This is a genomic window from Streptomyces sp. S465 (genome assembly GCF_026898115.1).
In the GTDB taxonomy this organism is placed as follows: domain Bacteria; phylum Actinomycetota; class Actinomycetes; order Streptomycetales; family Streptomycetaceae; genus Streptomyces; species Streptomyces luomodiensis.
The window spans coordinates 2895488-2917147 of record NZ_CP114036.1 but is presented as its reverse complement, the minus strand read 5'-3'; the positions used below and the strand labels follow the sequence as shown (position 1 = coordinate 2917147).

Here is a 21660-nt window from a genome sequence, read left to right as displayed (position 1 = left end):
CCAACAGACAGCCAATCAGCCGCTCCATCGCAGCGGCGATATGGCGAACCCCGCGCACCGTCCCTGGAACCTGGCTCGTGCCGCGCGCACGCATATGCGCACCGGGCTTGCCCAGCCTCCGCCGGAGCCGTCACCGTTGTCCCCCACGGGCACGCGCCGCGCGCCCGTACTCGACTGGGACCGGAGGTGCCATGGGACCCATCGTTCCACCCCTCGTTCCACCGTATGAGACCGTCGGCGAAGGGCCGCACCATGTGATGGCGGTGCACGGCTGGTTCGCGGACCGCGCCGCGTACGCCGCGATGCTGCCGCACATCGACCGGCGCGCGTTCACCTATGTACTTCCCGATCTGCGCGGCTACGGCGAGGCGCGCGACGTCCCCGGCGCGTACACCACCGGCGAGGCCGGGGGCGATCTGCTCGCGCTCGCCGATCACCTCGGCTGGGAGCGGTTCTCGCTCGTCGGCCACTCGATGGGCGGGGCCGTCGTCCAGCGCGTCGTGGCGGCCGCACCGGAGCGGGTCCGCCGGCTGGTCGGGGTCGCGCCGGTGCCGGCCAGCGGGATGCCGATGGAGGGCGAGCAGTGGCAGTTGTTCGCGGCGGCCGCCGACCGCCCGGAGAACCGACGGACGATCATCGACCTCACCACCGGCGGCCGCCACCCGGCCGCCTGGCTGGACCTGATGGTGCGGCACTCACTGGAGCACAGCGACCCCAAGGCGCTCCGCGCCTGGCTGGACTCCTGGGCGCTGGAGGACTTCCACGAGGACATCACGGGCGCCCAGGTGCCGGTCCGGGTCGTGGTCGGCGCCCATGACCCGGCGCTCACGGCGGAGCTGATGCGGCGGACCTGGCTGCGCTGGTACGTCAACGCCGAGCTGCTGGAGCTGCCGTACGCCGGGCACTACCCCGCCGACGAGGCACCGCTGGAACTCGTACGGGCCGTGGAGGACTTCATCACGGCTGACGCGTAGCCGCCGGTGAGTCGCCGGAGGCGGGCGCGGACGGATCCGTGGAGGGCGAGGCGGAGGACGGGACGGACGGCGAGGCGGAGGCGCGGCCGGTGCGCTTCGCCTCGCTCGTCCGGTACTTCTCCTCGCTCTTCCGGTACTTGGGCAGCAGATCCTTCATGATTTTGTCGACATATTCCTCGGTTTCGAGGATCTTCGGGATGCCGCGCGCCCGGAGCACCGCGTTCGGCCCGGCGTTGTACGCCGCGAGCGCGAGCCGGGTCGCCCCGACGCTGGTCTCGCTGCCCGGGACCGCCTTGACCACGTCGTACAGATGGCACATGTAGCGGGCCTGGGAGGGGATGGCGTCGCGGGGCTCCCAGACGTCGGCCTTGCCGTCGCCGTCGCCGTCCTGGCCCCACTCCTTCCAGGTGACCGGCGCGAACTGCGAGATGCCCTGGGCATGTCCGGAGTCCGCGTGCGGGCGCCAGCCGCTCTCCGCGTCGATCTGGGCAGCCAGCAGCGGAACGCTGAGCGGGGCACAGACGCGGGCCGCCGCCTCCAGGGCGGGGCGCCGGCTCTCGGGGATCACCGGCAGCTCGGGCTTCGAGGGTGCGGTGAGATGCCGTACGACGAGGACCGCGGCGACAACCAGCGCGAGGCCGGCGATGAACGCCGCGACCAGCCCGGCGGCGCGGGTCAGCATGCCGGAACCGGCACGGAGGGGTTACGCATGCAGGGACCGTAGCCGGTCTCGTCGGCCGATCCGTAATCGGCTGCCGACACGGAGCTACGACGCCTGATGGACCGGGGGGACCGGGGGGATCGGCTGGCCCGCGGGGGCCGCGGCCAGCGGGCCGGTCTCCTCCTCACCGGGCCGCTTCATCACATACGCCGCGCCCGCGCCCGCCGCGAACAGGGCGAGCACCGAGACCGCCGTGCCGAGCCAGGACGCGCCGAGCCACTGGCCGCCGACATAGCCGAGGGCCACGCTGTACGCCGCCCAGGCGAGCCCGGCCACCACGGACCACGGCAGGAATTCCTTCACCCTCCGGTGGGCCGCGCCCGCGCTCAGGCTGACGACCGAGCGTCCCGCGGGTGCGAAGCGGGCTATCACCACGAGCGGACCGCCGCCGCGCACCAGCGCGGTGCCCAACTTCTCCTGGGCGGAGGTGAGCCGGCGGGAGCGGGCGATCGCGCGGTCGAGCCGGTCGCTGCCGCGCCAGGCCAGCCGGTAGGCGACCATGTCCCCGAGGACGGAGGCGGTCGCGGCGCACAGCATCAGCCCGAACATGGCGGGGAAGTCGGCCGCGTCGGCCTGGCGCACCACACCGACGGGGTCGACGGTGGTGCCGGCGGCCGCGGTGGCGGCGGTGATGACCAGGACTCCGCTGGGCAGAACGGGCAGGAAGACGTCGAGCAGGACGGACGCCGCGATGACCGCGTAGATCCATGGGGTGTTGGTCAGCGACCCCAAATGTTCCAACAACGTTCTTCTCCCGATCCCGTTCCCCCCGCTGCGCATGTCGCCGGGAAGCGGCAGGCGCCAGCCTGTACAGCCATACAGCGTACGCCTGTGACTGCTGAGGATAACGGTAAGGGGGTAACGATCGCGTTCGAAATAACGTCATGCGGGGCGCTCGGCCCCGCATGACGTGGTGCGTGATGGGGCGTCCGTGCGGCTATGCGCTGATGGGTGCTGAGTGTGCTGTGTGCCGAGTGCGGCTGATGTCTATCGGACCGCGGTCGGCTGACGCCGCGTCTCGGGCGCCGACTCGCTCGTACGGGCCGAGCCGAAGAGCCGGTCCAGGGCCCAGGGGCCGGGGCCGGTGAAGACGATCAGCAGCAGGGCCCAGCAGAACATCGCGGCGGCCTCACCGCCGTTCTGAATGGGCCACAGCTTCTCCGGCTGGTGCTCGTGGAAGTACGCGTAGGCCATCGAGCCCGAGGAGATGAACGCCGCGCTGCGGCTGCCGACACCGAGCAGCACGAGGGCACCGCCGACGAGCTGGATCACCGCCGCGTACCAGCCCGGCCAGGTGCCGGCCTCGACGGTGGCCCCGGTGCCGCCCATGCCGCCGAACCAGCCGAACAGCGAGGCGGCGCCGTGGCAGAAGAACAGCAGTCCGACGACGATACGGAAAAGCGACAAAACGTACGGTTTGGTGCTGTCGAGCGTCTCACCGAGGTTGCGTGGTGTGGGGGATGCAGACATGAGAGGAGAAGCTCCTTGTTCCGGGGACGGGAAACAACGGCCCGCCCAGGTTAGGGTCGCCTCATATTTTGTTGCAAGTTCAAGTTCCTGCCAATGGTGAGTGTCACGGACCCCTCCGGTCACGCCCGAAACCCGCTCCTCAGAGCCCCACCGCGCACATCGGGGCACCTTTCTGTCAGGACTCCCCAGGGGGCACCACGCGCGGCGCCGGCCGTGGTATCGCTCCGTGTCGCGGAGGGTGACGAAATGGCCGCCCGGTCACGCACACCCTGTGAAACGGCGTCCGCGGAAGGCCGGGGCACCGCGTCCGGGATCGGGGCCGCGCCACCGGAACGCCGTACTCCGCGAGCACGGTGGCCTCTTCAGGGCTGTCGTGCCCGGTGGCCAAAAAGTGACGCCTGAAGCGTGCCGGGGTGAACGGGGCGGGGGTGATCAAGGGGATCAGGGGTGATCATCCCGCCCACTCCGCCTCCAGCGCCGTCACCAGCCGGGCCCCGGCACCCGACGGGTCCGACTGGGCCTGGTCCAGCCGCAGATGGGCGGTACGGCCCCGGAGGGTCAGCGTCATCAGCTGGTTGCCGAACCACGGCCCGCCCGTCTTGCGCCAGCGCAGGCCGGAGCGCGCCACCCGCCCATGGCGCCGGAAGAGCCGGCCCAGGGCGCGGCCCGCCCCGCTCCAGCCGAAGCGGAAGCCGAGCCGGATCGACGCGTGGATGCTGTTGTGGACCGGAGAGCAGGTCAACTGCCGCACCTGGCTCCGCGGCGGCCGCGACGACCACCGCGACCAGTCCGGGGCGGCCACATAGGCGTGGTGCACATCACCCGAGAGCACGCTGATCGTGGCGGGCGCCCCGGCCGCGCCGCCCACCTCGGCGATGGTGTCGGTGAGCGCGTCGAAGGACTCGGGGAACGCGGCCCAGTGCTCCAAGTCGCCGCGCTGCCGCAGGTTCTCGGCGATCCGCGCCCAGCGGGCACCGCGTCTGCCGCCGCACACCGAGGCGTTCCACGTCTCCACGTCATGCACGAAATGCGGCAGCAGCCAGGGCAGCGAGGTGCCCAGCAGCAGATGGTCATAGCCGCCCGATGTCCCCGGGCCCGCCGTGTCCGAGGCCCCCGGGCCCGTCGTGGCCGAGGTCCCGGGCCGCTGGGTGTCCGGGGCGCCGTCCATGCCGGCCAGGGCCTGCTCGCGCACCCAGGCGAGCTCCTTGTCGTGCAGCATCGCCCGCCGGCCCTCGTCCAGCACCCGCGCCGCGCGGGTGTCCACCATCAGCAGCCGGGTCCGCCCGAAGTCGCGGCGGTAGCTCCAGCGGGTGCAGGCCGGATCGGCGTCGGCGCGGGCGGCGAACTCCCGCAGCGCCTCGGTGCCGTCGGCGGCCGCGCGCACCTGTGCGTAGAGCGGGTCGGCGGCCAGTTCGGCGGGGGAGAGGTTGCCCAGGTGCTGATGGACCCAGTAGGACATCAGCCCGCTCAGTATCCGCTCCCGCCACCACGGGGTGGCGCGCATCCGGCGCTGCCACGCCGCGCTGGTGTTCCAGTCGTCGATGACGTCGTGGTCGTCGAAGATCATGCAGCTGGGCACGGTGGAGAGCAGCCAGCGCACCTCGGGGTCCAGCCAGGACTCGTAGTACAGCCGGGTGTACTCCTCGTAGTCCGCGACCTGTTCGCCCGGCGGTTCGCTCAGATCGCGGCGGGTGGCGAGCCAGCGGCGGGTCTCGGCGGAGGTCTCGTCCGCGTAGACCTGGTCGCCCAGCAGGATCAGCACATCGGGGCGCGGGCGCTCCGGGGCGCGGGCCAGGGTCTGTGCGAGGGCGTCGAGTGCGTCGGGCCCCACGGGGTCGTGCGAGGCGTCGGAGGGCGGCGCGGCCCACCGGCAGGAGCCGAACGCCACGCGCACCGGCGCGGCGTCCGCCCCCGGCTCGGGGGTGCGGATGGTGCTGTCGGGGAAGGGGGAGCCGGGCAGCGGCCAGACCTGCTCACCGTCGAGCAGCACCCGGTAGACGGTCTCCCCGCCCGGCCGCAGCCCGGTGACCGGGATCACGGCGTAGTGGTGGCCGGCGATCTGCCAGGTGCGGGCCGTGCCGCCGGCGCCGTCGGCGCACCGCACCTCGGCCTCACAGGGCCGGTCGGCCTCGACCCAGACGGTCGCGCCGGTTCCGGTCTCCCAGTCGACATGGCGCAGCAGTGGTCCCAGGCGCAGCCCGGCCATGCGGCCCTCCTCCGTCGTTCGCTGATGTGCTCGGTCCATGCGTACGGTACGGAACGACGGAGGAGGGTGCGGGGTTCCACCCGGCGGTGGAGCCGGTCAGCAGCCGTTGGAGCCGGTCAGCAGCCGTTGAGGATGTCGCTGAGCGCCGACTTCTCGGCCGAGTCGAGGTTGAGCTTGTAGGTGTACTTCACCGAGACCCACATCCGCGCGTACATGCAGTGGTACGCGGTCCGGGGCGGCAGCCACTCGGCGGGGTCCTGGTCGCCCTTGGACTGGTTGACGTTGTCCGTCACGGCGATGAGCTGGGAGTGGGTCAGGTCGTTGGCGAAGGCCTGGCGCTGGGCGGTGGTCCAGCTGCTCGCGCCGGACTTCCACGCCTCGGAGAGCGGTACGACGTGGTCGATGTCCACGTCGGAGGAGGCGGACCAGGTCTCGCCGTCGTACTCGGAGTACCACGTGCCGCTGGTGGCCGCGCAGCTGGAGTCGGTCTGGACGTTCTCGCCGTCGCGCTTGAGGACTTCCTCACGGGTGTTGCAGGTCCCGCTCTGGGTGATCCAGTGCGGGAACTTGTCGCGGCTGTAACCGTCGGACGAGCCCTCGGCCTTGACGGTCAGCGAGGCCAGTTGGGTGCGGGCGGTGGCGGCGCTGGGCGGGGTGGGCGGGGAAGCCTGGGCGGCGGGCCCGTTGAGGACGAGCGTGCCCAGCAGGGCGGCGAACCCGCCGAAGACGGACGCGCGACGCGCGTAGACGTGACGACGAGCAGAACGACGGTGCATGTCCGACATGCGAACTCCCTTGAGGGTGGGGGGTGTTGGCCGCTGGTGCCCGGCCATGGTGGCGACGCCGGGTTTCCACGGGGTGGGCGCCAGGTAACAGAGTGACGACGCGGTCATGTCAACGCAAGGGGGTTCGAGAGGCGGTTGATGCCGCGTGAGCGATCCGGCGCCGCCGTCGCGCGCCGTAAGGTGGCCGTGTGCTCAGCGCCCCCTCCCTCGCGGCCGCGGCATTGCTGCCGGTCAACGTCACACTCGGGGTGGTGCTCGGCGCGCTGCTGCTGGCCGCCGTCACCGTCGCCGCTCGAGCGCGGCTCGCGGACAGCCGTGAGCGCGGGTACGCGCGCGCCATGGCGCTCGCCGGCGCGCGGGCGGCCGCCCAACTGGCCGCCGTCTCCTACGCCATCGGCTGGGTGGTCCGGTCCGTACCGCTGCTGCTGGCCTTCGTGGCCCTGATGTTCGCCGTCGCCGTACGGACCGCGGGCCGCCGGATCACGCCCAACGCCACCTGGTGGTGGGCGGCGGTGCCGATCGCCGCCGGGGTGGCGCCGGTGGTGGCCGCCTTGCTGCTGACCGGGCTGGTGCCGCTCAAGGGTGTCGCGCTGATCCCCGTCACCGGCATCCTCATCGGGGGCGCGCTCACCGCCACCGTGCTCGGCGGACGGCGGGCGCTGGACGAGCTGACCGCGCGCCACGGCGAGGTGGAGGCGGGGCTCGCGCTCGGGCTCTTGGACCGGGACGCGCGGCTGGAGATCGCCCGCCCGGCGGCCTCGGACGCACTGCTGCCGGGGCTCGACCAGACCCGGACTGTGGGGCTTGTCACACTTCCCGGCGCGTTCGTCGGCATGCTGCTGGGCGGCGCCTCGCCCGTACTGGCGGGCGCGGTGCAGCTGTTCGTGCTGGTCGCGCTGATGGCGGTGCAAGCGGTGGCGGTCGCGGTGGTGCTGGAGCTGGTGGCCGTGGGGCGGCTGCACCGGAGGGTTCCCGTATCCTTGTCGGCAGCAGAAGGGGAGTAGCTCCTCGCCGGACCGTCGACATACTGCCCGCCCCTCGAGGTGCGGGCCGGCGCCCGGAGCGTACGGAACCACCGCGGAGCGCGGGGCCGTGCGCCAGCGAGACCTTCGGCCGCAGTGTCCGACGCTGCCGTGCCGAAGCGATCCCTCCCCGGGGCCCTTGGCGCGGCCCGACCTATGAGGTAATCCGTCCCGTGTTCAGCATCACCGTCGCCGCCGTGGTCTTCGGCGTCGTCTTCCTCGCCGAACTTCCCGACAAGACCGCCCTGGCCGGGCTGATGCTCGGCACCCGCTACCGGGCGTCGTACGTCTTCGTCGGCGTGGCCGCGGCCTTCGCCCTCCACGTGCTGCTCGCGATCGCGGCGGGCAGCGTGCTCACCCTGCTGCCGCACCGGCTGCTCCAGGCGATCGTGGGCGTGCTCTTCCTCGGCGGAGCGGCGATGCTGCTCCTGAAGAAGGACGACGAGGAGGAGGAGATCCGCAAACCCGCCGACCAGAGCTTCTGGAAGGTCTCCGGGGCGGGCTTCATGCTGATCCTGGTCGCCGAGTTCGGCGATCTGACCCAGATCATGACCGCGAACCTCGCCGCCCGCTACGACGACCCGCTGTCGGTGGGCGTGGGCGCGGTGCTGGCGCTGTGGGCCGTCGCGGGGCTGGGCATCGTGGGCGGCCGCACCCTCATGCGGTTCGTACCGCTGCGGCTGATCACCAAGGTCGCGGCGCTGGTGATGCTGGCGCTGGGCGGGTTCAGCCTGTACGAGGCCATCACGAGCTGAGCGGCCCCTCCCTGGCTGCGGCCCCGCTCGGGCTGCGGCCCCGCTCGGGCTGCGGCCCTACCCGGGCTGCGGCCCCTCCTGGGTTGCGGTCCTATCTGGGCCGCGGCCCCACTCCTCGCCGTGGGCCCACCTGGGCTGCGGTCCCTCCCGGGTTGCGGCCCACCCTCGCCGCGCCGCATCCGGGCTGCGCCCCCACTCGGGCCGCCCGCCCCACTCGTCGCCGTGGGCCCACCCGGGCTGCGGCCCCAGACAGCGTCGCGCCCCTACCCGCGCCCCGGGTGGGGAGTGGGGCTGCGGCTGGGGGGCGGGTCGTGGCGCCAGCCCTGGGTTGCGGCGCTCGGTCCTGGCCGCGGCTCGGTCCTGGCCGCGGGTCGGTCCTGGCCGCGGGTCGGTCCTGGGGGCGTGGCGCTCGGCCCTGGGGCGCCGGATCGGTCCTGGGCTGTGGCGCTCAGTCCCGGGTCGTGGTGCTCGGCTCGGGGGCGTGGGATCGGTTGCTCGGGAGCGCGCTATCAGTCCCGGGCCGTGGCGCTCGGCTCTGGGGCGCGGTGCTCAGACCTGGGTTGCGGTGCTCGGCCCTGGGTGGGGCGCGGCGCGTGGCGGTGGTGCTCAGTCCGTGAAGTTCAGTCGCAGGGTGCCGTCGGGCAGCGCCTCGACCCGTACCTGCTCCAGGTCCCGCACATGGGCGTCCGGGGCGTGCGCCGCGGCGCGCGCCCCCACTCCGACCACCCGCATCCCGGCCGCCCGGCCCGCCGCGATGCCGACCTCCGAGTCCTCGAAGACCACACAGTCGGCGGGGGCGAAGCCCAGCTCGGCGGCGCCCTTGAGGAAGCCCTCCGGGTCCGGCTTGCTCGCGCCGACGCACTCGGCGGTGATCCGCACCCGCGGCATCGGCAGCTCGGCGGCGCCCATCCGGGCGGTGGCGAGCGCCTTGTCGGCGGAGGTCACCAGGGCGTGCGGAAGACCGGCCAGCGAGGCCACGAAGGCGGGCGCGCCGGGCACCGGAACGACGCCGTCGAGATCGTTGGTCTCCCACTCCAGCATCCGCTGGTTGTCCGCCAGGTTCCGCTCGACCGGACGGTCGGGCAGGAGCACCGCCATCGTCGCGTGGCCCTGCCGCCCGTGGACGATCCCGAGTACGCGCTCGGCGTCCAGCCCCTGCTCCGCCGCCCACCGCCGCCAGCAGCGCTCGACCACGGCGTCGGAGTTGACCAGGGTGCCGTCCATGTCGAGGAGCAGTGCGCGGGCGGTGAGGGACATCGGGACTCCTGGGCGGGAGCGCGGAAAGAGACAAGCGGCCCCGCCCGCCGGTCAGGGAGAGCGGGCGGAGCCACTTTGTTCCTTCACGATACAAAGCGCGACCGTGCTGCGCCAGGGGGGTGGGCCCTCGGGGTTCGGTTCGGCGCCGGAGGGCGGCCTGGCCCAGGGCAGGTCTACTAGGGCTCGTCGGTTCTGGATTCGAGGTCGTGGCGGGTGTTCTCGCCGTAGACGCCGTCCGGATCGCCCGTGATGTCGTGCTGGCCCTGGTAGCTGGAGACCGCGTTGCGCACCCCGGCGTCGTACTCCCCGTCCGCCACGCCTATGTAGAGCAGCAGCTGGGCCAGCCGCTTCTGTAGCTCGACCACCTCGGCCCCGCTGTCCCCCTCGCTCAGCACCGGCGGACCGGTGGGCCCGGGGGTGTCGGACGGGTCGGCCGTCGGCTCGCCGGAGGCGGTCGGCTCGGGCTGGGCCGTCGAGCGGGGCGCGGAGGCCGATGCCGAGGGGTGGGCGGTGGCCGGTGCGGCGGTCTCGCTCGGGGTCGCGCTCGCCCGCGCGGAGCCGGACGCGGAGGGGTGGGCCGTCGCGCTCGGCGAGGGGGTGCCGGACGCGCTCCCCTCGTCGGCCGGAGTGTCGTCGGCCGGGGCGCTGGTGCGGATGTCGGCCAGCGCGCGGTCGTCCGAGCCGCCGCCGTCGTCCTGGTGGTCCCCGCCGAGTAAGCCGGTGCCGATCGCCAGCGAACCGGCCACCGCCACGGCGGCCGCTCCCGCGAGCACGGTCGCCACGGTCTTGCGCCTGCTCCTGCGGTGGCGGACGGGGCTGGGGCCGGGGGCGTCGTACTCGTCGGCGTCCGGGGCGGCACTGCCCGCCGCGTCGGACAGTGCCGCGTCGGAGGACTGTGCCGCCTCGTCCCCGCCGCGTCTCTCCTCGACGCGGTCCAGCACCCGCGTCTCCTCGGCGTCCCCCTTCCCCGGCCTCTCCGGCTTCTCCGGCTTCTGCGGCTCGTCGAACAGCCGCAGATCACGTGGATCCGGCCCGCCCGCGCTCTCCTCCGAGAGCGTCACATACGGACGCAGATGGGTCTGGTCATCGGTCTCGCCTGCCGTCGCGGCGGACGCGGCGGACGCGGCGGCGCGTGCGGCACACGTACAGCCGGGCCGGCCGTTGGCGCGCGCCGGTGCGAAGCAGTGCGGGCAGGACTCTGCCGTCACGGAACCTTCCCTCCCTGGAGTCGCAGCGATTATGCGCATCCGATCCCCTTCCGCGCAGGCGTTCGCCCGCTGCGCGGACGGACCCGGCGGGCCGTAACAGGGCATAAGGGCGAGGATGGGGTGAGGATGGGTGAGGACGAAGGGGGAGGGCGGATCGAGCGGTCGAGGAGTCGCCATGGCGTGGGACGCCGGCAGCCCGGCTCCGGCCCCGGGAGCCTCCGGCGCCGTGGCCCCCGGCCCGGGTGAGGGCCGGTCGCGGCGCACGGTTCTGGTGGCCATCGGCGCGCTGCTGCTCGGCATGCTGCTCGCCGCGCTCGATCAGACGATCGTCTCCACCGCGCTGCCCACGATCGTCAGCGACCTCGGCGGCCTGGAGCATCTGTCCTGGGTCGTCACCGCGTATCTCCTCGCCTCGACCGCCGCCACCCCGCTGTGGGGCAAGCTGGGCGACCAGTACGGGCGCAAGAAGCTCTTCCAGGCCGCGATCGTCATCTTCCTGATCGGCTCCGTGCTGTGCGGCGTCGCCCAGAACATGGCCGAACTCATCGCCTTCCGAGCGCTCCAGGGGCTGGGCGGCGGTGGCCTCATGGTGCTGTCGATGGCCATCGTCGGCGATATCGTCCCGCCCCGTGACCGAGGCCGCTACCAGGGGCTCTTCGGCGCCGTCTTCAGCGCCACCAGTGTGCTGGGGCCGCTGCTGGGCGGGGTCTTCGTCGACCGTCTCAGCTGGCGCTGGGTCTTCTACGTCAACCTGCCCGTCGGCATCGTCGCCCTCCTCGTCGTCGCCTCCGTGCTGCACATCCCGGTGCGCCGCACCCCGCACACCATCGACTACCTCGGCACCTTCCTGATCGCCCTGGTCGCCGCCGCCCTGGTGCTGATGACCTCCCTCGGCGGGGTCAGCTACGGCTGGGGGTCCTGGCAGATCATCGGGCTCGCGGTGGCCGGCCTGGTGCTGCTGGCGGCCTTCGTACGAGTGGAGTCCCGCGCGGCCGAGCCGGTGCTGCCACTGGCGCTCTTCCGCAGCCGCACTTTCACGCTCTGCGCGGTCATCAGCTTCATCATCGGCTTCGCGATGTTCGGCAGCATGACGTTTCTGCCGACCTTCCTCCAGATCGTGCAGGGCGTCTCACCGACCGCGTCCGGCCTCCACCTGCTGCCGCTGGTCCTCGGCACGCTGGTCTGCTCCACCCTCTCCGGCCAGCTGGTCAGCCGCACCGGCCGGTACAAGGTCTTCCCGGTCCTGGGCACCGCGATCACCGCCGTCGGCCTGCTGTTCCTGCACCAGTTGCGGGAGTCCAGCGGGGTGGTGGAGATGAGCGCGTATCTCTTCGTCTTCGGCTGCGGTCTCGGCCTGGTCATCCAGGTGCTGGTGCTGATCGTGCAGAACTCGGTCGGCTACCGGGACCTGGGCGTCGCCACCTCGGGTGCGACCTTCTTCCGCTCGATCGGCGCCTCGTTCGGCGTCTCCGTCTTCGGCGCGATCTTCGCCAACAACCTCGGTCCGCACCTCGCCGACGCCCTCGCCGGGCGGCGCCTGCCCCCCGGCGTCACCCCCGCCGGCCTCAGCTCCGACCCCCGGGCCATCGGCCGGCTGCCGGCGGTGGAGCGGGCGGCGGTGCGGCACGCGTTCGCCGTCTCCATCACCGATGTCTTCCTGTACGCGGTGCCGGTCGTACTGCTCGCCTTCCTCCTCGCCTGGTACCTCCGCGAGGAGCCGCTGCGTGGCAGCGTCACCGCACCGGACGGCACCGAGATATTCGCCAGCAACCCCGTGGAACGCTCCTCGCGCGACGAGTGCGCCCGCGCGCTGTCCCTGCTCGGCAGCCGGGAGGGCCGCCGGGAGATCTACGTGGACATCACCCGACGCGCCGGGCTCGACCTCGGACCGGCCGCGAGCTGGATGCTGCTGCGCATCCACCACTACGGCTCGGTCGAACCCGCGGTGCTCGCCGAGCGCACGCCCCTGCCGCTGCGGGTCGTCACCGAGGCGGCCCGGCAGATCGAGGAGCGCGGTCTGGGCCGCCGCTACGGGCTGGAACTGACCCTCACGGAGGACGGCCGTGAGGCCGCCGCGAGGCTCTTCCGGGCGCGCGAGGCGTCCCTCGCGGAACTCCTGGGCGACTGGTGGTCACCCGACCGCCCGACCGACCTGAGCGCGCTGGTGGACGAGCTGACGCGCGAGCTGTGCGGCTCCGACGCGGAACAGCCGCGAGGCGCCGCCCCGCTCCCCGACCACCGCTGCCCGCCACGGTGGCGAGAACCCTGACCTCGCGGCCCAGGGACCGCGGGTCGTGTTGTGGTCCAGGGGGCTGGGACTGACGGGAGTTGCCTTGGCCCAGGGGCCGACGGGTCGTGTCTCGGTCCAGGGGGCCAGGGCGGGGCACGGGACCTGCCCTGGCTCAGCGGCCCAGGGGCCACGCACCGTTTCAGCCCAGCTCCTTGGCCAGCCAGACCTCGGCGTACGGCCCCTGCGTGAACGGCGCGACCTCCCGGTAGCCGTGCCGCGCGTACAGCGCACGGGCCTCCACCAGATCGAGGCGGGTGTCGAGCGCGATCCGCTCGGCGCCCAGCTCCCGTGCCGCCGCCTCGGCGGCCGTGAGCAGCGCGGCGCCCCCGCCCAGCCCCCGCTTGGCGGGCCGTACGAACACCCGCTTCAGCTCCGCCGTACGCCCGTCCAGCAGCCGCAGTCCCGCACATCCGGCGAGCTCACCCGCGTGGCGCGCCAGCAGGAAGACCCCGCGCGGCGGGGCGAGGTCGTCGCTGGGCATCTCCGCGAGCGCCCGCTCGATCTCCTCGGGGGTCGAGTCCCGCGCCTCGTGGAGCCGGTAGTAGCGGTCGGCGACATCGACGAGGTACTCGCGCAGCAGCATGGCCGAGACGGGGTCGTCGACGGGCCCTGCGGCGACCGTCCAGGCGCGGGCGGCCGGGACGCGCGAACCGGCGGGGGAGCGGGGCGTACTCGTCATGTCCGGCATCCTGGCACCGCTTTTCCCTTGAACGCACCGCAGTTTGAGGGCCCAAGACCGGGCTACCCGATGGAAGGAGCCCCCGAACGCCGAGGGGGAAGCCAGCGGGAAGGCAGAAGCAGACCATGTCAACTGGTGCGATCAGCATCGTGGTTGTCGTCGCGGTCGTCCTCGCGGCCGCGCTCGTCATCCGCGTCGTCCGCGCGGGCGCCAGCCGTAAGGAACGCGCTCTGCGACGCCGCTTCGGACCCGAGTACGAACTCACCGTCGCCCAGCACGCGGGTGACGCCAAGGCGGCGCAGCGCGAGCTGGACGAACGGCTGCGGATGTACGGCGATGTGAAGACCCAGCCCCTGTCCGGTGAGCTGCGTGAGCGGTACGTGGCCGAATGGGCCGGTGCGCAGGAGATGTTCATCGAGTCCCCGGAACGCGCGGTGGCCGGCGCCGATCAGCTGCTGGCCCGGCTCGCCCGCGACCGGGGCTATCCGTCGGACGGTTACGAGGAGCAGGTGGCGGCGCTGTCCGTGCACCACGCCGACCACGTCCAGGGCTACCGGCAGATCCATGACGCGGCCGTACGCGCCGGCCAGGGGCAGGCGGACACCGAGGAGCTGCGCGAGGCCGTGGTGCACGCCCGGCCGTTCTTCGAGGCGCTGGTCAGGCCCCCGCACCACAGCGCCACCGCCCGCCCCGAGACCACGCGGCAGTATCACGGCGGGCGGCAGCACAGCCGACTCCACCGGTGGCTGCCGGGCACCGGGACGGGGCCGGGGGCGGGTCACACCCGGCTCGGCCACACGAGGAAGGGCGGCGCGTGGTGACGGACCCGACGGACCCGACCGGCGACCCGACGGAACCGACCGGCGACCCGACGGGAAACCAGGGCCGACGACACCAGGCGCCGCCCCCGTCGATGGGCATGCCGGAGACAGCCTCGACGATGCCGACGAACGGACACGGAACCGGAAACGGACACGGAACCGGAAACGGACACGGAACCGGAAACGGACGCGGGTACGGAAACGGGACCAGGCCCACGACGCCATGGCAGCCGTCCGCGCCGTCCGCGCCGCCCGCACCGTCCGAGCTGTCCTGGCCGTCCGAGCAGCCCTCCGCCGGTTTGTCGAGCACCCCGAACGGTCCCAGCTTCCCCGTGCTGCCGACGAGCGAGCACGACGAGCTGGCCCAGCGGCTGCGGTTCGCGATCAGCGGCTTCGTGGACTCCCCGCGCGGCGCCGTCGAGGAGGCCGATGCCCTGCTCGAGGAGGTGGCCACCCGGCTCGCCGATCTCCTGGCCGAACGCCGCGGCACGCTGCGTGCCGCCTGGCACGAGGATGACGCGGTCATCTCGGAGACGGAAGAGCTGCGGCTGGCGATGCGGGGTTACCGCAATGTGCTGGAGCGTCTCATCAGTATCTGACGTGCCCGAAGAGCCTGACGTATCCGACCGTCCGCGACCATCCACCTGGCCGCCGCCCGGCTTCCCCCTCCGGGCGGCGGCCATGCTCATGCCCTGGGGCGGGGGAGGCTTCCCGGATATGGGATAACCTCTCGTATATGGGAGAGCTGGAGTGCGTCGAACCCCTGGAGGCCCGGCTGGCCGCCCGGCTCGGCGATCTGCGCATGGAACGGGGCTGGTCGCTGGACGAGTTGGCGCGGCGGGCGGGCATCAGCCGCTCGACGCTGTCGCGTCTCGAACGCGGCGAGATCAGCCCCACCGCCGCCCTGCTCAATAAGTTGTGCACGGTCTACGAGCGCACGATGTCGCGGCTGCTGGCCGAGGTGGAGTCGGAGCCGCCGCAGGTGGTGCGCGCCGCCGCGCAGTCCATGTGGCGGGACCGGACATCGGGGTTCACCCGCCGCTCGGTGTCCCCGCCGCATCCGGGGCTGCGCGGTGAGGTGATCGAGGGCACGCTGCGTCCGGGCGCGGACATCGCCTACGACGGGCCACCGGTCCCCGGCGTCGAGCAGCACATCTGGGTTCTGGAGGGCGCGGTGGAGATCACGGCCAACGGCCATGTGCACGAGCTCGCGGCGGGGGACTGTCTGCGGTTCCGGCTGTGGGGAAGCTCGCGGTTCCGCTGTGTGGGCTCCGCACCGGTGCGCTACGCCCTGATGGTCGTCCTCCCGTAACACCGCCAGACCGCCGGACGACAGCCCGTCAGGCACCAGCCCGTCAGACCCCGCAGAAGGAGAAACCGCCGTGCCCTCACCCCACCGCATCGACCGCCTGACCGCCGCCGACTTCCCCGACGCGGTCAAGGGACTGGCCGAGCTCCTGGTCGACGTCGTCGACGACGGCGCCTCGCTGGGCTTCCTGGCCCCCTTCGACCATGAGGCCGCCGCGTCCTGGTGGCGGACCCAGGCCCCGGTGGTGGCCGACGGTACCCTCGCCGTCTGGGTCTCCCGCGACGGTATGACCGGCATCAACGGCACCGTCAGCCTGGCCTTCTCCGGTAAGCCCAACGGCCGGCACCGGGCCGAGATCCTCAAGCTGATGGTCCACCGCGACGCCCGGGGCCAGGGCATCGCCCGCGCCCTGCTGGCCACCGCCGAAGCGGCCGCCACCGCCGCCGGGGTCACCCTCCTGCTCCTGGACACCCGCACCGGCAGCACCGCCGAGCGGGTCTACGCCGCCGACGGCTGGACCCGCTTCGGCGTCGTCCCCGGCTACGCCACCGACCCGGACGGCTCCCTGGAGGACTCCAGCTTCTACTACAAACACCTCGATACGCCGGTGGCCCCGGCCGGAGCGTAAATCGGTCGTGGGAGTGGTGACCCCGGTCCAGGGTGGCGCGGTTGTCATCAGCGGGGACCACCAGCAGGGACCAGCGGGGTCGAGGAAAGGCGGGGGAGCCGTGGAGCAGTACAGCGGATGGGTCGACGAAGGATTCGGGGGCGTCGCCGACGCGTTCGCGCGGGTCCGCGGCCCTGGCGGTGGGCGGCGGGCCCTTAGCTCCCAGGCGGCGGGGCTACAGCCTCGGTGGTGGGCGGCTGTCCCGTAGCCCGGCGGTACGGCGGCGTCATGCCTCGTCCCACAGGTCGGTGCTGTGCGCCGCGACCAGCGCGGCGATCCGGGCCAGGGTGTCGTCGGCCGCCTGCGGGGCCGGTCGGCGGCCGTCGCGTAGACGGAGGGCCACCCGGCCGTCAGCGGCCTCCCTGGCGCCTACCACGGCCTGGTAGGGGACGAGGCGGGCGGCCCGGATCCGGGCGCCCAGGCTGCCGCGTTCCGGTCCGGCCGGCTCCGCCCGCAGCCCGAGGTCCGCGCACCGCCGGACGAGCGCCTCGGCCTGCGGCAGCTCGGCCTCGGAGACCGGGAGGACCACCAGCTGGGTGGGGGCGAGCCAGGCGGGGAAGGCCCCGCCGTGCACCTCGATGAGATGCGCGACGGCCCGCTCCACGCTCCCGATGATGCTGCGGTGGACCATGACCGGACGGTGCCGGGCGCCGTCCGGGCCGATGTAGTGCAGGTCGAACCGCTCGGGCTGGTGGAAGTCGACCTGGACGGTGGACAGGGTGGACTCCCGGCCGGCGCCGTCCGCCACCTGCACATCGATCTTGGGGCCGTAGAACGCCGCCTCGCCCTCCACCGCCTCGTACGGCAGGCCGGAGCGGTCCAGGACGTCGGTCAGCAGGGCGGTCGACCGCCGCCACAGCTCGGGGGCGGCGACATACTTCCCTCCCGGGCCCGGAAGGGAGAGCCGGTAGCGGGCCGGGGCGATGCCCAGCGCCTGGTACGCCCGGCGGATCATCTCCAGGGCCGCCCCCGCCTCGTCGGCGACCTGGTCCAGGGTGCAGAAGATATGGGCGTCGTTCAGCTGGATGGCCCGGACCCGGGTCAGTCCGCCGAGCACGCCCGACAGCTCCGAGCGGTACATCCCGCCCAGCTCGGCCATCCGCAGTGGCAACTCGCGGTAGCTGTGGGCGCGGGAGCGGTAGATCACCGCATGGTGCGGACACAGGCTCGGGCGCAGGACGACCTGCTCCCCGCCCGGCTGCGCGCCCAGTTCCATCGGGGGAAACATGTCGTCGCTGTAGTGCGACCAGTGCCCCGACAGCTCGTACAGCTCCCGCTTGCCGAGCACCGGCGAGTACACATGCCGGTAACCCGCCCGGCGCTCGGCGTCGCGGATGTACTCCTCCAGGGTGTGCCGTATGGTCGCGCCGTCCGGCAGCCAGTACGGCAAGCCGGCGCCGATCAGCGGGTCGGTGTCGAACAGGTCCAGCTCACGGCCGAGCTTGCGGTGGTCGGGCATCGCGGTCTCCTCGGGGAGGTCGGTGGATGTCGGTGGACATCGGGCGAGTGACCGCACGGCAAAGCCCCGGGGCACTCGCCCCGGGGCTTGGGATCAGAACGTCGATCAGCGCGCCGGGACACTCTCCGGCGTCGTCGTCATGGCAGCGCGCTTCATGCGGATGACGGTAGCAGCGGTCGGGCCGGGGCCGCCGCCGGTTTTCCGCGTGCGGCAGCGGCCTGCGCCACCGGCCACCGGAAACGCGCACCGGAACGGCGCAAGCGCACCGGAACCCGCGCATCGCGAACGCGCACCGGAAACGTGCAGGCAACACGAAACACGCAGGAAACACCGCTGTGCGCACTCGGTAACGCGGAAAAGTGACCCTTCCCCGAGCGGCCGTCGAGCCTCGACGCGAAGCCATGCCGACTGGGAAGGTGACATATCCATATGCCGACCGGACTCCATACCGGTGACACCGCCTGGCTGCTGGCCAGCACCGCGCTCGTGCTGCTGATGACCCCCGGGCTCGCCCTCTTCTACGGCGGCATGGTCCGCGCCAAGAGCGCGCTCAACATGCTGATGATGAGCTTCGTCTCGATCGCCGTCGTCACCGTCGTGTGGCTGCTCGTCGGCTACAGCCTCGCCTTCGGGACCGATACCGGCGGCTGGGGTCTGATCGGGAGCCTCGACCACATCGGCCTGCACGGCATCGGGCCGACCACCCTCACCGGGCATGTGCCGACCCTGCTGTTCGCGACCTTCCAGCTCACCTTCGCGATCCTCACGGCCGCGCTGATCAGCGGCGCCATCGCCGACCGGGCACGGTTCGGGGCGTGGGTCGTCTTCGTGGCCGTATGGACACTGCTCGTATACGTTCCGGTCGCGCACTGGGTCTTCGCACCCGGCGGCTGGATCCTCGACCAGCTGGGCGCCCTGGACTTCGCGGGCGGCACCGTGGTGGAGGTCAACTGCGGGGCGTCCGGGCTGGCGCTCGCGATGATCCTCGGACCGCGGATCGGCTTCAAGAAGGAGGCCATGCGGCCGCACAACCTGCCGCTGGTGCTGCTGGGGGCCGGACTGCTCTGGTTCGGCTGGTTCGGCTTCAACGCGGGCTCGGCGCTGGGGGCCGACGGGCTGGCCGCCGCCGTGTTCGTCAACACCCAGGCGGCCGGCTGCACCGGGCTGCTGGGGTGGCTGGCGGTCGAGAAGCTGCGGGACGGCCACGCCACCACCCTGGGCGCCGCCTCCGGCGCGGTCGCGGGACTGGTGGCCATCACCCCGTCCTGTGGTTCGGTGGGCGTGGCCGGCGCGCTGGTGATCGGACTGGCCGCCGGGCTGCTGTGCTCCTACGCCGTGAGCTGGAAGTTCCGGTTCGGCTACGACGACTCCCTGGACGTCGTCGGCGTCCACCTCGTCGCCGGGGTGGTCGGTACCGTCCTCATCGGCCTCTTCGCCACCTCCGCCATGACCGGCGGCGCCTCCGGGCTGCTCTCCGGCGGCGGCCCGGCGCAACTGGGCAAGCAGGTGGTGGCGGTGCTGGCGGTGGGGGCCTACGCGTTCGCCGTGACGTACGGGATCGGAAAGCTGATCGACCGGTTCCTCGGCTTCCGCGCCGCAGAGGAGGACGAACGGTCCGGCCTCGACCTCGCCGTCCACGCCGAGACCGCCTATGATCACGGCGTTCTGGGCCACGGTGTGCCGCAGAACGCCCACGCCCACCGCCCGCTCCCGCATTCGGACAGGACCCCGCTCGGATGAAGCTGATCACGGCCATCATCAAGCCGTTCAAGCTCGATGACGTCAGGACGGCGCTGCACGAGATCGGGGTGCGGGGCCTCACCGTCACCGAGGCCAGCGGCTTCGGCCGCCAGCTCGGCCACACCGAGGTCTACCGCGGCGCCGAGTACCGCGTCGACTTCGTCCCCAAGGCGCGGATCGACGTGGTCGTGGAGGACGCCGAGGCGGAGGCGGTCATGGAGACGATCACCACCGCCGCCCGCACCGGACGCATCGGCGACGGCAAGGTCTGGGCCGTGCCGGTCGACGACGTAGTGCGGGTCCGCACCGGGGAACGCGGCCCGGACGCCATCTGACAACCGCGATAACGCCGACAACCGCGACGCCGGACGGCCGGGCCCGCCGATCGCCGGACCCGCCCGTCCGGCAGGGGCCGACTACGGGGCCGGCGAGTCGACGGGCCGGAGCCGACGGCCGGGCGCGCCGGACTGGCGGGTCGGGGCTGGTGAGGCGGTGTGCCGGGGCTCATGAGGCGGCGGGCCGGGGCGGGCGCGGCGACGGGTTGGGACCAGCACCGGGCGCGCCGGACCGACGTGCCGTGGGCGGCGAGGCGACGTGCCTGGGCCGACGGCCGGGCGTGATGGGCCAGGGGGCGGCGGGCCGGGACGGGCGAGGCGACGCGCCAGGGCCGTCACCGGGTGCGCCGGGCCGACGTGCCGCGACCGACTGGGCAACGCGCCGGGGCCGGACCGGGGCACGACGTGCCTGGGCCGACGGCCGGGCTCGACGTGCCGGGCCCGTCCGGCCGGGGCCGGCGGCCGGGGCCGCCCGTCCGGCTGGGGCCGACGGGCCGGGACGGCTGGGCACGATGGGCCGGAGCCCGGCCGGGGTGGTCCGGCCGGGCTTTTGTCGCTTGGGTTGGGTCGCTACGCCCCTTCCGGGACCAGCTCCCCCACCGCGTCCCGCCACGCGGCCCGCGTGGCGACCGCCTGCCGCCATGTGCGCAGTGCCTTGGGCGGCATCCCGACGGCCAGCACACCGGCCACCCGGTCCCCGGCGCGGTAGACGGCCAGGAACTTCCGTTCCTCCAGGGCGCCCTCGACGACCGCGACCTCCTCATGGCCGCGCAGCAGTCCATAGGCCTGGATGCGGAAGTCGTACTGGTCCGACCAGAAGTACGGCACCGGGGCGAACGGCTTGCGCGCGTCCGGGCGCAGGAGGTTGCGGGCCACGGCCATGCCCTGCTCGGTGGCGTTGGTCCGGTGCTCGATCCGCATCGCGGTACCGAACAGCGGGTTGTGCCAGCGGGCCACGTCCCCCGCGCCGTACACCCCCGGCGCGGCGGCACTGTACTCGTCGCACTCCAGGCCGTTGCCCAGGGTGAGGCCGCTGCCCTCCAGCCAGTCGGTGTTGGGCACCGAGCCGATCGCGACCAGCACCTCGTCGGCCTCGACCAGGGTGCCGTCCGCCAGCCGCACCCCGCCGTCGGCCACCTCGGCCACCGTGACCCCGGTGCGCAGATCGACGCCGTGGTCGTGGTGGGCCTCGGCGAGCATCCGTCCGACCCGCTCGCCGACCGCCGGGGCCAGCGGCACCGGGGTCGGCTCCAGCAGGGTCACCTCCACGCCGAGCCCCCGGGCCACGGCGGCCGCCTCGGCGCCGAGGAATCCGGCGCCGACCACCACCAGCCGCCGCCCCGGGACCAGCCGGTCCCGCAGGGCCAGGGCGTCGTCCAGGGTGCGCAGCACATGCGCGCGCTCCCCGCCGTCGCCGGGCAGCCGGCGCGGGCGGACGCCGGTGGCGATGACCAGGCCGTCGTACGGCACCCGCGCCCCGTCGGCCAGCGCGACCGTACGGCCGGCGAGGTCGAGCCCGGTCGCGGCGGTCCCGAGGCGCAGATCGAGGCCGAGCCCGTACAGGTCGGCGGGCGCGCGCAGCGGCACCCGGTCGGCCTCCCACTGCCGGCCGAGGATCTGCTTGGACAGCGGTGGCCGGTCGTACGGGTGGTACGGCTCATCGCCGATGAGCGTGATCGTGCCCTCGTAGCCCTCCCGGCGCAGCGTCTCCGCCGCCGCGAGACCGGCGGCGGAGGCACCGACCACCACGACCTGCTTCACTTCTCGACCACCCGTATCGCCGCCGCCGGGCAGACCACCGCGGACTCCTCCACATCGGCGTGGAGTTCGGCCGGGGGCCTGTCGTTCAGCAGGACCACGATGCCGTCCTCCTCCCGCTGGTCGAACACATCAGGGGCGATCATCACGCACTGACCTGACCCCACACACTTGGGCACATCGACTTCCACACGCATGGCTGAC

At 73.1% G+C, this 21660-nt stretch carries 21 protein-coding genes; 10 read left to right on the top strand and 11 right to left on the bottom strand.

The features are described 5' to 3' along the window. Positions 1 to 191 precede the first annotated feature (191 nt). On the top strand, positions 192 to 974 hold the full coding sequence (locus N6H00_RS12615) for an alpha/beta fold hydrolase (protein ID WP_268971748.1): 783 nt from the start codon (positions 192 to 194) through the stop codon (positions 972 to 974). Here the strand turns inward: N6H00_RS12615 and N6H00_RS12610 are convergent. From N6H00_RS12610 to N6H00_RS12590, 5 genes are all read right to left on the bottom strand, one after another. Beyond that, complete coding sequence (locus N6H00_RS12610) at positions 958 to 1656, bottom strand: lytic transglycosylase domain-containing protein (RefSeq protein ID WP_268971747.1); 699 nt, start codon at positions 1654 to 1656, stop codon at positions 958 to 960. The two genes, N6H00_RS12615 and N6H00_RS12610, sit on opposite strands and share 17 nt — an antisense overlap. An 84-nt stretch (positions 1657 to 1740) precedes the next feature. Continuing rightward, positions 1741 to 2439 (bottom strand): DedA family protein, encoded by a 699-nt coding sequence (locus tag N6H00_RS12605; RefSeq protein WP_268971746.1) that lies wholly within the window; start codon positions 2437 to 2439, stop codon positions 1741 to 1743. 243 nt (positions 2440 to 2682) lie between these two features. Continuing rightward, positions 2683 to 3165 carry a DoxX family protein gene (locus N6H00_RS12600; protein WP_268971745.1) on the bottom strand — a complete coding sequence of 161 codons (483 nt, stop codon included), beginning with the start codon at positions 3163 to 3165 and terminating at the stop codon, positions 2683 to 2685. A 451-nt stretch (positions 3166 to 3616) separates the two neighbouring features. Next, positions 3617 to 5371: an alkaline phosphatase D family protein gene (locus tag N6H00_RS12595; protein WP_268971744.1), complete on the bottom strand. Its 1755-nt coding sequence runs from the start codon at positions 5369 to 5371 to the stop codon at positions 3617 to 3619. 116 nt (positions 5372 to 5487) lie between these two features. Then, positions 5488 to 6156: an HNH endonuclease family protein gene (locus tag N6H00_RS12590; RefSeq protein WP_268971743.1), complete on the bottom strand. Its 669-nt coding sequence runs from the start codon at positions 6154 to 6156 to the stop codon at positions 5488 to 5490. A gap of 188 nt (positions 6157 to 6344) precedes the next feature. On the opposite strand from N6H00_RS12590, the gene N6H00_RS12585 reads away from it, so the two are divergent. Next, positions 6345 to 7160, top strand: a complete 816-nt coding sequence (locus tag N6H00_RS12585) for an ABC transporter permease (protein WP_268971742.1) — start codon at positions 6345 to 6347, stop codon at positions 7158 to 7160. A gap of 191 nt (positions 7161 to 7351) precedes the next feature. Next, on the top strand, positions 7352 to 7933 hold the full coding sequence (locus tag N6H00_RS12580; protein ID WP_268971741.1) for a TMEM165/GDT1 family protein: 582 nt from the start codon (positions 7352 to 7354) through the stop codon (positions 7931 to 7933). A gap of 606 nt (positions 7934 to 8539) precedes the next feature. On the opposite strand, the gene N6H00_RS12575 is transcribed toward N6H00_RS12580, so the two are convergent. Both N6H00_RS12575 and N6H00_RS12570 read right to left on the bottom strand, forming a co-directional pair. Next, entirely contained in the window at positions 8540 to 9190 is a 651-nt protein-coding gene (locus tag N6H00_RS12575) for an HAD-IA family hydrolase (RefSeq protein ID WP_268971740.1), read from the bottom strand. Positions 9191 to 9366: 176 nt separating this feature from the next. After that, a complete protein-coding gene (locus tag N6H00_RS12570) occupies positions 9367 to 10398 on the bottom strand; it encodes a peptidoglycan-binding domain-containing protein (protein ID WP_268971739.1) in 1032 nt (343 codons plus the stop codon). A gap of 175 nt (positions 10399 to 10573) precedes the next feature. On the opposite strand from N6H00_RS12570, the gene N6H00_RS12565 reads away from it, so the two are divergent. Then, positions 10574 to 12667: an MFS transporter gene (locus tag N6H00_RS12565; RefSeq protein WP_268971738.1), complete on the top strand. Its 2094-nt coding sequence runs from the start codon at positions 10574 to 10576 to the stop codon at positions 12665 to 12667. A 160-nt stretch (positions 12668 to 12827) separates the two neighbouring features. Here the strand turns inward: N6H00_RS12565 and N6H00_RS12560 are convergent, their stop codons facing one another. Then, complete coding sequence (locus N6H00_RS12560) at positions 12828 to 13367, bottom strand: GNAT family N-acetyltransferase (RefSeq protein ID WP_268971737.1); 540 nt, start codon at positions 13365 to 13367, stop codon at positions 12828 to 12830. Positions 13368 to 13492: 125 nt separating this feature from the next. Here N6H00_RS12560 and N6H00_RS12555 point away from each other — a divergent pair, with 125 nt between their 5' ends. From N6H00_RS12555 to N6H00_RS12540, 4 genes are all read left to right on the top strand, one after another. Continuing rightward, complete coding sequence (locus tag N6H00_RS12555) at positions 13493 to 14188, top strand: hypothetical protein (protein WP_268971736.1); 696 nt, start codon at positions 13493 to 13495, stop codon at positions 14186 to 14188. Positions 14189 to 14520: 332 nt separating this feature from the next. Beyond that, complete coding sequence (locus tag N6H00_RS12550; RefSeq protein ID WP_268971735.1) at positions 14521 to 14787, top strand: hypothetical protein; 267 nt, start codon at positions 14521 to 14523, stop codon at positions 14785 to 14787. Between the two features lie 137 nt (positions 14788 to 14924). After that, the gene (locus N6H00_RS12545; RefSeq protein WP_268971734.1) at positions 14925 to 15500 is read left to right on the top strand and encodes a helix-turn-helix domain-containing protein; all 576 of its coding nucleotides are present in this window, start codon (positions 14925 to 14927) and stop codon (positions 15498 to 15500) included. Between the two features lie 70 nt (positions 15501 to 15570). Beyond that, a complete protein-coding gene (locus tag N6H00_RS12540) occupies positions 15571 to 16125 on the top strand; it encodes a GNAT family N-acetyltransferase (RefSeq protein ID WP_268971733.1) in 555 nt (184 codons plus the stop codon). Between the two features lie 265 nt (positions 16126 to 16390). Here N6H00_RS12540 and thrS read toward each other — a convergent pair whose 3' ends face one another. Then, positions 16391 to 17623: a threonine--tRNA ligase gene (gene thrS / locus N6H00_RS12535; protein WP_268971732.1), complete on the bottom strand. Its 1233-nt coding sequence runs from the start codon at positions 17621 to 17623 to the stop codon at positions 16391 to 16393. Positions 17624 to 18052: 429 nt separating this feature from the next. Between thrS and N6H00_RS12530 the strand changes: the two genes are divergently transcribed. After that, a complete protein-coding gene (locus tag N6H00_RS12530; RefSeq protein ID WP_268971731.1) occupies positions 18053 to 19363 on the top strand; it encodes an ammonium transporter in 1311 nt (436 codons plus the stop codon). Continuing rightward, positions 19360 to 19698 (top strand): P-II family nitrogen regulator, encoded by a 339-nt coding sequence (locus N6H00_RS12525; RefSeq protein WP_268971730.1) that lies wholly within the window; start codon positions 19360 to 19362, stop codon positions 19696 to 19698. Before N6H00_RS12530 ends, N6H00_RS12525 begins: the two co-directional genes overlap by 4 nt. Positions 19699 to 20268: 570 nt before the next feature. On the opposite strand, the gene N6H00_RS12520 is transcribed toward N6H00_RS12525, so the two are convergent. Further along, complete coding sequence (locus N6H00_RS12520) at positions 20269 to 21459, bottom strand: NAD(P)/FAD-dependent oxidoreductase (protein ID WP_268971729.1); 1191 nt, start codon at positions 21457 to 21459, stop codon at positions 20269 to 20271. Beyond that, positions 21456 to 21653: a ferredoxin gene (locus N6H00_RS12515; RefSeq protein WP_268971728.1), complete on the bottom strand. Its 198-nt coding sequence runs from the start codon at positions 21651 to 21653 to the stop codon at positions 21456 to 21458. The genes N6H00_RS12520 and N6H00_RS12515 overlap by 4 nt, the downstream gene beginning before the upstream one ends. Positions 21654 to 21660: the final 7 nt, after the last annotated feature.